Source organism: Dehalococcoidia bacterium (assembly GCA_041653995.1).
GTDB lineage: Bacteria > Chloroflexota > Dehalococcoidia > GIF9 > UBA5629 > CAIMUM01.
The window spans coordinates 942,190-954,307 of the sequence record JBAZEK010000001.1 but is presented as its reverse complement, the minus strand read 5'-3'; the positions used below and the strand labels follow the sequence as shown (position 1 = coordinate 954,307).

At 57.3% G+C, this 12,118-nt stretch carries 13 protein-coding genes; 7 read left to right on the top strand and 6 right to left on the bottom strand.

Translation table 11 applies throughout. The features are described from left to right. The first annotated feature begins 225 nt into the window (after positions 1 to 225). The 4 genes from WC359_04645 (at position 226) to WC359_04630 (ending at position 3,511) form a co-directional block, all read left to right on the top strand. Positions 226 to 951, top strand: coding sequence for a hypothetical protein (locus tag WC359_04645; GenBank protein MFA5399707.1), 726 nt, complete (start codon positions 226 to 228; stop codon positions 949 to 951). An 85-nt stretch (positions 952 to 1,036) separates the two neighbouring features. Continuing rightward, on the top strand, positions 1,037 to 1,933 hold the full coding sequence (locus tag WC359_04640; protein MFA5399706.1) for a prenyltransferase: 897 nt from the start codon (positions 1,037 to 1,039) through the stop codon (positions 1,931 to 1,933). A 6-nt stretch (positions 1,934 to 1,939) separates the two neighbouring features. Beyond that, positions 1,940 to 2,668, top strand: a complete 729-nt coding sequence (locus WC359_04635; protein ID MFA5399705.1) for a ubiquinone/menaquinone biosynthesis methyltransferase — start codon at positions 1,940 to 1,942, stop codon at positions 2,666 to 2,668. A 192-nt stretch (positions 2,669 to 2,860) separates the two neighbouring features. Next, positions 2,861 to 3,511: an NYN domain-containing protein gene (locus WC359_04630; GenBank protein ID MFA5399704.1), complete on the top strand. Its 651-nt coding sequence runs from the start codon at positions 2,861 to 2,863 to the stop codon at positions 3,509 to 3,511. Positions 3,512 to 3,555: 44 nt separating this feature from the next. Here the strand turns inward: WC359_04630 and WC359_04625 are convergent, their stop codons facing one another. From WC359_04625 to WC359_04600, 6 genes are all read right to left on the bottom strand, one after another. Then, the gene (locus WC359_04625; GenBank protein ID MFA5399703.1) at positions 3,556 to 5,637 is read right to left on the bottom strand and encodes a hypothetical protein; all 2,082 of its coding nucleotides are present in this window, start codon (positions 5,635 to 5,637) and stop codon (positions 3,556 to 3,558) included. A gap of 3 nt (positions 5,638 to 5,640) precedes the next feature. Further along, complete coding sequence (locus WC359_04620; protein MFA5399702.1) at positions 5,641 to 7,083, bottom strand: MFS transporter; 1,443 nt, start codon at positions 7,081 to 7,083, stop codon at positions 5,641 to 5,643. Between the two features lie 21 nt (positions 7,084 to 7,104). After that, positions 7,105 to 8,112, bottom strand: coding sequence for a Gfo/Idh/MocA family oxidoreductase (locus WC359_04615; GenBank protein ID MFA5399701.1), 1,008 nt, complete (start codon positions 8,110 to 8,112; stop codon positions 7,105 to 7,107). 17 nt (positions 8,113 to 8,129) lie between these two features. After that, positions 8,130 to 8,741 (bottom strand): ThuA domain-containing protein, encoded by a 612-nt coding sequence (locus WC359_04610; protein MFA5399700.1) that lies wholly within the window; start codon positions 8,739 to 8,741, stop codon positions 8,130 to 8,132. Between the two features lie 64 nt (positions 8,742 to 8,805). After that, positions 8,806 to 9,150 carry a toxin-antitoxin system HicB family antitoxin gene (locus WC359_04605; protein ID MFA5399699.1) on the bottom strand — a complete coding sequence of 115 codons (345 nt, stop codon included), beginning with the start codon at positions 9,148 to 9,150 and terminating at the stop codon, positions 8,806 to 8,808. Continuing rightward, entirely contained in the window at positions 9,134 to 9,397 is a 264-nt protein-coding gene (locus WC359_04600; protein ID MFA5399698.1) for a toxin HicA, read from the bottom strand. The genes WC359_04605 and WC359_04600 overlap by 17 nt, the downstream gene beginning before the upstream one ends. Before the next feature lie 168 nt (positions 9,398 to 9,565). Between WC359_04600 and WC359_04595 the strand changes: the two genes are divergently transcribed. From WC359_04595 to WC359_04585, 3 genes are read left to right on the top strand one after another with little or no spacing between them, the layout of a single operon-like run. Beyond that, on the top strand, positions 9,566 to 10,345 hold the full coding sequence (locus WC359_04595; GenBank protein MFA5399697.1) for a 3-ketoacyl-ACP reductase: 780 nt from the start codon (positions 9,566 to 9,568) through the stop codon (positions 10,343 to 10,345). A gap of 9 nt (positions 10,346 to 10,354) precedes the next feature. Further along, the gene (locus tag WC359_04590) at positions 10,355 to 11,389 is read left to right on the top strand and encodes a sugar kinase (protein MFA5399696.1); all 1,035 of its coding nucleotides are present in this window, start codon (positions 10,355 to 10,357) and stop codon (positions 11,387 to 11,389) included. 22 nt (positions 11,390 to 11,411) lie between these two features. Continuing rightward, complete coding sequence (locus WC359_04585) at positions 11,412 to 12,098, top strand: bifunctional 4-hydroxy-2-oxoglutarate aldolase/2-dehydro-3-deoxy-phosphogluconate aldolase (protein ID MFA5399695.1); 687 nt, start codon at positions 11,412 to 11,414, stop codon at positions 12,096 to 12,098. The last annotated feature ends 20 nt before the right edge of the window (positions 12,099 to 12,118 follow it).

The window sequence follows — 12,118 nt, the reverse complement described above, 5'->3', positions numbered from 1 at the left end:
TTGTGTATTTCCTCACTATTTCCAGATTTTCCGAGCAACCTAGATATTGAATTATTAGCCGGTCGATTCCTTGTATAATTAGGATATTTTCAGAATTTAGAAGTCGCGATGTATCGTTTCAGATTGGTTCAATCAACGTGTATAGGATTTGTCCTGCTATTAATTCTTTGCGCAGTAGCTTGTCTGCCTTCTGACAATATATCATCGCCTGAGCCGTCAGTTCACGTGGCAACTCCTTCGGTACCTTCCGATAATTTACAGGAAACTCCCGCAATAACCACTTCGCAGCCGAATCCCAATATTATTTTCCAAGATGACTTCAAGAATCCCGGGAGCGGATGGACCGTTTTCACCAATGATTTCGGCGCGGGTAACTATGGTGACGGCGGCTATTACTTGAAGTGCACCCGGCCCTCATATCCTGAGTTCAAGGTATATACAATTAACCCGGCTTTAACCTCACTGACGAGTTTTATGATCGATATGGACGTGACGATGCTGAGCGGCAGCAGGGATGACCGCGTCGGGGTAATGCTCAAGTGGCCGGATATAAATCCGATGGGTATACCCGGCTATGAGCAGCCCTCCGACTACTACTTCCTGCTGTTCCCGTATGACCGGTCGGTCACCTGCTATTCGAAACATGTAATCAAAGGCTCCAGCGCGGACCTGGAACCGGGGTATTTCCTGCGGCGCGCGCCATACACGTGCGTGAACGGCATAAACTCGGTAAACAACATCAAGATTTGGTTCAATCCGGGCGTGTTCTTTTCGGTCAACGGATATAAACTGGTCGGAGTGTCTTCAGACCCGAGTTTGGGTTACGCCAACAGATTAATCAGGGATGGTTCCATGTCTGGCGCAACGCTACAGATCGTGGCCAACAGCGAAGACGTATATTCGAGGCCCGTCTTTCAACTTAATAAGATAACGGTCATGGCTATGGATTAAATAGCCTGTTTGGACTATTGATATCCAGGCTTCTTTAGAGCATATCTCTTTTCTGCTATAATCCTCAGCATCTTTTGGAGATGACATGAAAGCGAAGCTGTATTTTCTAGAAACCAGGCCCCAATTCCTGATCCTCTCGATAGTACTGGGCATAACGGGCGTCTGCATTGCCTGGTACGACGGATTCTTCAATCTCGGCGACGCCCTGCTGGCCACTTTCGGCCTGATACTGACGCACATCAGCGTGAATACGCTGAACGATTACTTCGACTACAGGAGCGGCATCGATAAGGTCACCGACAGGACGCCTTTCAGCGGCGGCAGCGGCATGATCAAAGAAGGACTTGTGACACAGCGCGAGGTGCTGTGGATAGGCATTATCACACTGGCGCTGGCAGCACTCATAGGCCTTTATTTCATACTCACCAAAGGCTGGCTGCTGCTGCCCCTCATCATCGTGGCGGCGGCCTGCGTCGTGCTGTACAGCCCGCTGATTCAGAAATGCTACTGGCCTGAATGGTCGCCCTTCCTGGGACTGGGATTCCTGCCGGTGCTGGGCATGTACTTCTCTCAAACGGGCATGTACACCTGTCACGCCGTTATCGCCGCCATGCCGTCGGGCTTCCTGGTGCATAACCTGCTGCTGATCAACGAGTTCCCCGATATCGAAGCGGACAAGGTGGCGCACAGAAAGACACTGCCCATAACGCTGGGCGGACGTGGCGCGGCCATCGTTTATACCGTATTCACACTGATGGTCTACGTCTGGATCATCGGGGCGGTCATATTCAAGGCCATGCCCGTTTTCACACTGCTGGCACTGCTGACGCTGCCGATCGCCGTCAAGGCGATACGCGGCTCATTCCATTACGACGACAGAGCGATCCTCGTACCCGCGCTGGCCAATAACGTGATGGTCGTTATGCTGACACAACTGCTGATAGCCGCCGGCTATATATTGTCCGGCGTATTCAAGATGTAAATCGATATGGCAGCGAACTCGATCAAGAAAACCTCGGGACGTCCCCTCTACCATATCTTCACCAGGATTCCCGACAGGTACGACCTGATAAACCATGTCATCACGCTAGGGATGGACAGCGGCTGGCGCAGGCAGGCGGCTCTCATCTGTTTAAAGGATAACCCGGGACACATACTGGATATCTGCTGCGGCACGGGGGACCTGGCCATAACCATGGCCCGGCTTGCTCCATATACGCCTGAAATCACGGGCGCCGACTACAGCCAGCCCATGCTGGAAATAGCAGCCGCCAAGGCCTCCGCTGCCGGGGTGGGAAACATACGCTTCGTCAACGCCGATGTGGCACATCTTCCCTTCCCGGACGGCCACTTCGATTGCATCACGATCTCGTTCGCGTTCCGCAACCTCACCTACAACAACCCCATGACGGAAGACTATTTGAATGAAATACTTAGGGTGCTCAGACCGGACGGCAGGTTCGTGATAGTCGAAAGCAGCCAACCAAAATCGCGATTCATACGGTTCCTCGACCATCTTTATCTGAAGCTATGGGTCTTCCCCGCCGGATACCTGATCTCGGGAAACAGGGAGGCCTACAAATACCTGGCGGAATCGGCAGAGCATTTCTACTCCGCCGAGGAAATGCAGGAATATCTGGTGAAGGAGGGTTTCAAACAGGCCACAGCAAAGAGGCTATTCTTTGGCGCCGCAGCCATCTATACAGCCACGAAATAGGCTGACAGTAAGTAAGTCTCAAAGACGTTATCACACTAGTCATGCCGGAATAACCAGCATATTGACATCCCTGCTATACTTAGACATTCGTATATGTAATAAATATTTGTTGACAGATGTACATTATGTGTGCTAATGTGATTCTAATCTTCCCCGCCCTTCACGCAAGTGAATTGGCGGGGTTTGTTTTTTATGAGTGAACTGCCGGCAGTTGAAACGTTCACTTTATTCATAGATGCTCAAAACGTCTATAACTCAACCCGGCGGGCTTTCTTCTCCACTGAAGACAGCAGCTGTTATGGACAAATAAAGCCTTTTGAATTAGCAAACCTGATTGCTTCGCGTAGCCCTCAAGGCATTACACGGCAGTTAAAAGAAGTCCGGATTTATACCGGCATTCCGGATGGGTCCAAAGAACCTAAGACACATTCAGCATATACCAGGCAAACTAATATCTGGAGAAACGAGGGCGCAATCGTGATTTCACGTCCGCTCAGATATTTGTCGGATTGGCCGGATACCAGGGCACAGCAGAAAGGTATAGATGTCGCTATCGCTGTTGATTTCATTGGTCTGGCTATCGATCATGCTCATGATGTTGGCGTTATGGCTTCTCTCGATACCGATCTGGTTCCAGCAATTGAATTCGTTCAAAACAGACCCGGGACGAAGTGCAAGATAGAGATTGTCGGCTTCGACGGTGGAAAACATAACAAGAAAGCTCTAAGAATACCGGGCGTATGGTGTTACTGGATAAATAAAGATGATTATCTCAAAATAGCTGATCTAAGCAGTTATGCAAAACAGGAACCGTATACACAGTTAAATCTACCTACTCTTTAGACCAGCTGGTACTGAACTGGATACCGCTATTAGCCATAGTCCGTCTATTGATCTGATCGCTCACTGGTCTTCCAGTTGTGAACAAGCTTGTGATCACCTGAAGTTATGCATATTTCGTCTGAGTTGAAATCCGCCTGCAAGAATGGATTGTCGTAGCGGCGGTAGCCTTTAAGAGCGATCTCGACACCGTCCACAGTGAGCGGACCCTCCCAGCCGAAGCTGATAAGTCCGTTGCCGGGGGAACGAAAGCGGACGTCCAATCCTTTGAAAACGAGCTCCGCCGCCGAGATTTTATCGATGAAAGCTGAGAAGGGCCCATCGTCAGCCTCGCGGCCGAGCTGGCAGACCCAGATATTGCGCGCACCGTCGGCCAGTATCTCGCGTCCTTCGTCCTCCGGCCTGGGATACATCAGTGCGTCGCGCGCCGAGAGATTCTTCCCCGCCGGCTTGCCCTGCTGCGCTTTCTCCCTCCAGAAATATGGGTTCTGTGAGCGTAAGGCCAGGTAGCCGGCCCCTTTGCGCGCGAAGACCCAGCCTGCTTTCTCCACCATCTCGTCGAATTTATCCCTGGGAAGCCATGCGTGCGTATAAAAATGACGTATGGGCATATACAGAGCAGGTATCCTCTCGATTTTGTACACCACTATCGCTACATTCCTGTACTGCGCCGCGCGCGGCAGCAGGCCGGAGCCTGTCCAGTAGTTGGGCGTGACCCCCTCTATTTTGGCCGGGTGCGTGGTGAAGCAGACGGCGTCCGCTCCCAGCGTGGCCTGCCAGATGCTCTGCTGGTCGCCCCCGTAGCCCTTGCGGTAGTCCTGCGCCGTGGAGAGCATGTAGTCGGGCGTCCTATAAGTGTAAATATTGACCTCTTCGCGCGTGTTGCGGCAGACGTCCCTCTCCAGATAATGCGCCAGCAGGGGAAGTCCGCCGATTTTACCCAGCGCCTTCAGCAGCCCGCGGTAGGGCTTGAAGTCGCTGAGGAAGGAGTTCTCCCACCAGTTGCAGATGTCGAACATGCGCAGCGTGTTGGCGATGGTGCGCGGATGCAGGTAGGCCTCCAGCGTCAGATATTGCATGCCGTCCTCGAAGTTGTCGGGACGTATGCCCCACTTCTCCATCTCGGCCAGACGTATGCCTATGCGCTGGCGGTTCTCCAGGGTCCCCGTGTAATGGGCGACGGCTTCAACGGCAGGCGGGACTCGGTAATTGCTCAGCGCGAAGGCGACTGCGCTCATGTTGTCGAAGCCGGAGAAAATGCCCGCTCCGAAGAGCAGCTTCGATGTATCGGACGTCCCCTCGTTGGAGGCCCACTTCTTAGTATTCTCGTAGGCGCGGCCGTGCGTGGAACCGAAGACGCCCTTAAAGGAATTGAGCGCCATGTCCAGCAGCAGCAGGTCCAGAGCCATCTCCGCCCTGTCTCGTATCTCCCCGTCGGCGGCGAAATCGTAGAGTGCCAGCAGCGCGGCCAGGTCCTCATCGTAATAAACGTGCGAGAGCCACTCGCTGAAGCCGCTGCGGAAACGCAGCTCCAGCCAGCGCAGTATGCGCGGACGGTTAAGCTCCACCTTCTGCCTGCCCGTTTGCCCGGAGTTGCTGAAGACCTCCCTGGGGAACATCTGCCCGGACAGGTAGGCCGCCGAGGTGAAAAGTATGTAGTGGTTCTCGGTCCAGGTGCAGAGCGAGTCGACGCCCGGCTCGTCGGGGAAGTACTTGAAGTCCAGCACGGTCTTCCTCATGCGGGAAACCAGGGACGTGGGCAGCGGCTGTCCGATGCGCATGCCCTGCCCTCCGCCGTAGGGCGTGAACTGATAAAGCAGGCGCAGTATGCCGTGCAGAGCGAAATCGGCGCAGTCCCTGCGCGCGTCGATGAAGTCCAGCGAGGCCAGCAGCACTCCCTCGTGCGGCTTTCCACCCGCCGCCAGACGGGCCAGCTCGTACCAGCCGGCCTTGGTATTCTCAGGCGCGGGATTGCGCAGGATGTGATCTAAAAATGTCTTGCGGCGCGAGCCGTAATCGGGCAGGAAGGGACGCTCCGAGAAGGCGTCGGGCGAAGGCTCAGCGGGGTAGCCGGCCGGCGCGGGCGTCGTCGCCTTTATTCGGTAATCGGGCTGCGCGTGCACGGTCATGGGTTATCCCAGCAAAACTTTAGCAAGCTCGCGTTTCTCGTTCTCATCCACCGGCTCCTTCAGGCGCATTTTGAGCAGCAGGTTATTCAGCCGCCGGTGCAGCTCGGGCGTGAGTGGGAAGCGCAGGGCGAAGAACAGCGCGAATCCCAGCAGCACGATGGGCAGGAAGACGAAGACCATCCGCAGCACCAGCAGGAAGGCCTCGCTCTGCGGCTGCTCGATCAGTTTGGTCGCGCCGTCGATGGTCTGCTGCAGCGGCGCCGTGTAGCCGGCCCACCCGATAACCAGCGCGACGGCGAAAATGCCCAGCGCCGAGCAGAACTTGCGGGCGAAGGTGACCAGCGCGGAGTAGATGGCCTCGCGGCGCTCGCCGCTGGCCAGCTCGTCCACATCGGGTATGTCGGGGAAGATGGCGTAGATCATCACCATGATGCCGCCCGTGCCCAGGCCGACCACGGACGCGAAGACGTAGACCCAGTAATCGGCGTTGGCGGGACCCAGCAGGAAGCTGAAGAGCATGGCCGCCACCCAGATTACCAGTCCGGCGATATAGGAGCGGCTCTTGCTCGTGCGCTTGCTGATCCACAGGAAGAGCGGCAGTGACACGACCTGCGCCACCAGCAGCGTGCCGGTGACGAAGGTGACCTCGCCGCTGCGCTGCAGGAAGTATTTGACAAAATAGACCACGATGGTGGCCACGATGTCCATGGCCACCACGGCGAAGAGGTACATGCCCAGCGTGTAGAGGAAGGTGCGGTTCTTGAAGGGGTCGATGAAGGCCCTGCGCCAGCTGAAGGGCGCGGGCTTTTTCTGGAACTCGGGACGCTCCTTGACGGCCGCGATGGTGGCGATGAAGGGCAGCGCGAAGAAGGTGCCCATGGCCATGCCCATCACGATGTAGCCGGTATGCACGTCGGGGAAGGCCGCCACGATCTCCAGAGGCACCAGCGCCGCCACGATGGAGGCGATGGTGGAGAAGAAGATGCGCCAGGAGCTGAGCGAGGACCGTTCATGGTAGTCCAGCGTGATCTCGGCGTGCAGCGCGTTGTAGTTGAGCATCACGATGCTGACCACCGTGGAGTAAAACAGGTAGGCGGCCAGCGCGCAGGCGAAGCGCGTCATCTCGTTATCCATGCTGAAGGGGAAGAAGAGCGCGAAGAACGACAGTATGATCAGAGGTATGCCCGCCAGCAGGTAGGGACGCCGCCGTCCCATTTTGGTGCGCGTGCGGTCGGCGATCAGCCCCTCGAAGGGGTCGGTGATGCTGTCGTAGATCTTGCTGACCAGTATGGCCGTGCCCGCCAGCACCGGCGCGATCTGCACCACGTCGGTCAGGAAGATCAGATAGTAAAAGCTGAGCATCACCACCGAGCCTCCGCCGTAAATGTCGCCCAGCCCGTAGCCGATTTTGGTCCACCAGCTAAGTTTCTCGCTCCTGCTTTGCATCTTCCGCTCCTTCGTTATCTATTATTCAAATGTGCTTTCCACTTTCTCACGTTTACCGCTCTGCGCCGAGCGGTAAATGGCCTCCACCGCTGCCAGCACCGGCAGCGATGCGCCGCCCGCCGCCAGGTGGGGCGCCCCGCCGTCCACCCAGCGCCTGAAGCCCTCGATACTGCGCTGCAGCGCGTGAAATCCGAAGACGGGCACGTTACTCGTCTTTACACTGCCGCCGCTGAAACGCACGCGCGGCCAGGGACGGTCCGTATAGACCGCGGTGGCCTTCGAGCCGTAGAGCTCGACGGATACCGCCCCCTCCTTCGCCGCCGCCATCGAGCTGCATATCTCGATCAGGGCGCCGCTACCCAGCTCGATCACGCCCATGGCCAGGTCCTCCACCTCCACGTCCTTAAAGACGCGCTGTGCGGTCGTGCCAACCGCGGATACGGGACGGCTCCCGCAGGCCCACAGGGCGGCATCCAGGAAGTGGCTGCCCTGCGTGATGAGCGTGCCGCCGCCCGCCTGCGCGATGCTCTTGTGCCAGGGCGAATTTTCGAAATATTTGCTGTCACGGTGCCAGGGGATATTGATGCGCGCGTAGCGTATCTCGCCCAGCTGTCCGCTCTGCGCGGCGCCCGCCAGACGATATATGCCGGCGTCGTAGCGGTACTGGTAGTTGACGGCCAGCTTGAGGCCGGCCTTCTGCGCAATTTTAACGATCTCGACGCCCTCGGCGTATGTGCGCGTGAGCGGCTTCTCCACCAGCACGTGCCTGCCGGCTTCTATAGCCCGTTTGATCGTCTCGAAATGCAGGTTGTGCGGGACGGCCAGGTAGACGGCGTCCAGACTGGCCTGGGACAGCATGGCGGCGTAATCGGTGAAGACCTGTTTAATGCCGTGACGCCGCGCGAAGGCGGCGGCGCGCCCGGGGGATATATCGCAGCAGACTATTTTTATCCCGCGGTTGAGGCGCATAAAGAAGGCCGTGTAGCCGGCGATGTCGCCGCAGCCGACCATCCCAACGTTCATTTTCATGGCTTTCGCCCCTGCCGTTACTCCGCGCCGCAAACCCACTGCAATCCGCGCCGCAGTATCTCCTGCACGGCGGGATGTTTCAGACTATTGGATGTATGTCCCGGCTCCACGTAACAGATCCTGCCCTGCTTATAGCGGTGCGTCCAGACCACCGGCGTCTCGCCGTTTCCGTGCATGGCCGTGAAATGGACGTCGATGCCCGGCTCAAGCTCATGCAGATACAGTTCGTCCCTGAGGGTGAAGGGCTCGATGCCGCGGAAAATGTTATAGCTGCGGCTGCGGACTTCGAAACTCTCCAGCGGACCGTGCCCGGAAAAACGCCCCCCCAGTATCTCCGAGTAGGGCGGGGAGTCTTTGAACGAGGCCGTGGCCGAGTGCACCGCCAGCACCCCGCCCCCTCCCGCCGTGAAACCCTCAAAGCGCGTAAACGCCGCGTCGGATATGGTCTTGTGATGATAATAAAGCACCATGGCGGAGTACTGCTCCAGGTTGGCGGGGAGTTTCTCCAGCGACGGCACATGCCGGAAGGTGAAACCGTCCAGCTGCCCCAGCGCTTCGTGAAGGGCCAGCCTCCCCGCATAGGGCGGATGAAAGAATCCGGACGTTACCAGCAGGATATTTTGGCTCACCGGTTCATAGTGTACTACACTTTGTAATTCGAGTGTCAATATGACTGATGGCCGGGAGGAATATTTACACTGAAGCCAGCCGGGAGCTGATGAGACGATTGATGCTGACCTTAGCTTCCGCTGCCTGTATGGTCAACTCCCGATGGATGTGCGGCGGAATACGCACCATCAGTCTGCCTGAATAGCGCCTGATCGCAAGCGGCTGAGGAACGGTTTCTTTGTTGGACTGCATATCTGTAACTGCTTCCGCCACCACCCTGCGTATGCCCTGCAGTGCCGCTTCGGGGGTCTTCGCCAGCCAGCTCAGACCGGGGAATTCGGCACATAAACCGACGAATTCCTTATCTTCCTCGGACCAGGTAATACGATATGTATACTGGTCAGTGTTTTTCTTAATCTTTGTCACCATTTTGCGCCTCCAATTTAGCTATAGCTCTTAAAACCTGTCCAACCTGATATACTTTTGCCTTACCATTGTCATCCTGTATATTTATGCGGGGATCGCCCTGCCAGGGCGTTTTATAAATACAATGACTGCTGTCCCTCTGCCGAGGGCTACCAAAATAGTATTCACAAACTCTGCAGAGGTCGCTGAATCTGATATTTTGCGGATTCCCCCGCATCTGTTTTACTATCTTCGCTATTGCATCGGTCATTCAATCACATGGTATCAATAATGATATCACATGTCAACAGGTATTTACTATCTTAAATGTTCAGCATATACATTTGGATTCAAAATGATGCACTGCTCAGTTGCGGATGAAGCACCTGAAATGATATGCTCAATTCCAGTGTGAGGTTGCACAGCGAGAGCGGGTAAAATGGTTAAAAAAGCGAAGATCGCGATCATCACCGGGGCCGGCGGGGGCATTGGACGCGGCATCGCGGTCGGGCTGGCGGCAGCCGGCTGGACGACCGTAATCAACGATATCGGGGATAAAAAGCCTGCGAATGAGACGCTCAGGCTGGTGCGTAAGGCAGGCTCGGATGGACTGATCGTTACAGCCGATATCACCTCGGCGGCCGACCGAAGTAAACTGCTGGACGCGGCAATTAAGAAATACGGACGGGTGGACCTGCTGGTCAATAACGCGGGCATCGCGCCGCGCGTGCGCAGGGATATGCTCGAGATCACAGAAAGTAGCCTGGGGGAGGTGATGGCGGTCAATGCCGTCGGGCCCTACTTCCTCTCGCAGCTCGTAGCGAAGAAGATGATTCAACTGATCAAAAAAAAGGTGATCAAATCGGCCGTGATCGTCAATATCGGCTCGATCAGCGCCTATACCAGCAGTCCCAGCCGCGCCGAGTACTGCATCTCCAAGGCGGCCCTGGCCATGAGCACGCTGCTCTACGCCGACCGCCTGGCCGCGGAAGGCATCAACGTGTACGAGGTACGTCCCGGCATCATCCGCACGCCCATGACGGAGGCGGTCAAGGGCAAGTACGACAAACTGATCGCCGGCGGAGTCACGCCCATCAAGCGCTGGGGCCGGCCCGAGGACGTCGCGCGCGCGGTGGTCGCCATCGCGGAGGGCTGCCTGCCGTTCTCCACGGGACAGGTGATCGACGTGGACGGCGGATTTCATATACAGCGTTTGTAGAGGAATGAGATGAAAAAAGTAGTAACCTTCGGGGAGATCATGCTCCGCCTGGCGACGCCGGGACAATTGAGGTTCGGACAGGCGCAGAGCTTCGATGCCTCCTACGGCGGCGGCGAGGCCAACGTGGCGGTCTCCCTGGCCAACTTCGGGCTGCAAGCCGATTTCGTCACGCGGCTTCCCTCCAACGACCTGGGCGAAGCCTGCCTGCAGTGCCTGCGCCGGTACGGCGTGGGCACCCGCCATATCCAGCGCGGCGGCAGCCGCCTGGGCATCTACTTCCTGGAGACCGGCGCGGTCATGCGCGGCAGCCGGGTGATCTACGACAGGGCGGACTCCTCCTTCGCAACGGTGACGCCGGACATGTTCGACTGGAGTAAGATATTCAAAGACGCGGGATGGTTCCACTGGACCGGCATCACGCCCGCCGTTTCTTCGGGCGCGGCGGAAACGTGCCTGCAGGCGGTCAAAACCGCGCGCAAACTGGGCATCCCCGTCTCCTGCGATTTGAACTACCGCGCCAAACTGTGGAAGTGGGGGAAACCGGCGGGCGAGGTCATGCGGGAGCTGGTCTCGTACTGCGACGCGGCCATCGGCAACGAGGAGGATGCCGAAAAGGTCTTCGGCATTAAAGCTCCCGGGGCCGATATCTCCAGAGGCAAGGTATCCGCTGACAGGTATCGCTTCGTCTGCGAGTCGCTGGCGAAAAAGTTCAAAAACCTGACGACTATTGCGATTACGCTGCGCGGCTCCTTCTCCGCCTCTCACAACTCATGGAGCGCCGTGCTCCGGCATGCGGGCAAATTCTACCGGGGGCCGAATTTCGATATCACGCACATCGTGGACCGGGTCGGCAGCGGGGACAGCTTCGCGGGCGGCCTGATCTACGGATTGATATCCAGTCCGTCCGACCCGCAGAAGGCGCTGGATTTCGCCGTGGCTGCATCGGCGCTGAAACATACCATTTACGGCGATTTCAACCTGGTTTCCATCGCCGAGGTGGAGAAGCTGCTCAAGGGCGACGCGTCGGGACGCGTCAGCCGTTAATACGATAGCGAGGAAAGGTGAAATGGCTAAATTCTCTCGTCTCAAAGTCCTGACCGCCATGGTGGAGAGCGGGCTGGTGCCCGTGTTCTACCATAGCGATAGCAAGACCGTGACCAGGGTGGTCGAGGCCTGCATCGCGGGAGGCGTGCGCTGCTTCGAGTTCACCAACCGGGGGGACCGCGCTCACGAGGTGTTTAAAGAGCTGACCATGCATTTTAAAAACGACGACCGCATCATACTGGGGGCCGGCTCCATCATCGATCCGGCCACGGCCGCGCTTTATATACAGATGGGCGCCAGCTTCATCGTGGGTCCGGCGCTCAATCCCGAGGTGGCGCGACTGTGCAACAGGCGCAAGGTTGCCTACTGCCCGGGCTGCGCAACCGTGTCGGAGATATCCAGCGCCGAGGAGCTGGGCGTGGAGATATGCAAGGTCTTCCCCGCCGCAGCAGTCGGCGGCCCCGCTTTCGTGAAGGACGTGCTGGCGCCCCTGCCCTGGGCCAGGCTGATGCCCACCGGCGGTGTGGATGCTACGGAGGAGAACATAACCGGCTGGTTCAAGGCCGGCGTATGCTGCGTCGGCATGGGCGGCAAGCTCTTCCCCGCCAAAGCTATAGAAGCGGGCGATTACACCGCGATCACCGCGACAGCGAGAAAGGTGCTGGGCTGGATAAAGAAGGCCCGTGCCGGCAAGCCTGCCATCTCATAAACCGCATCACGGATTAATAA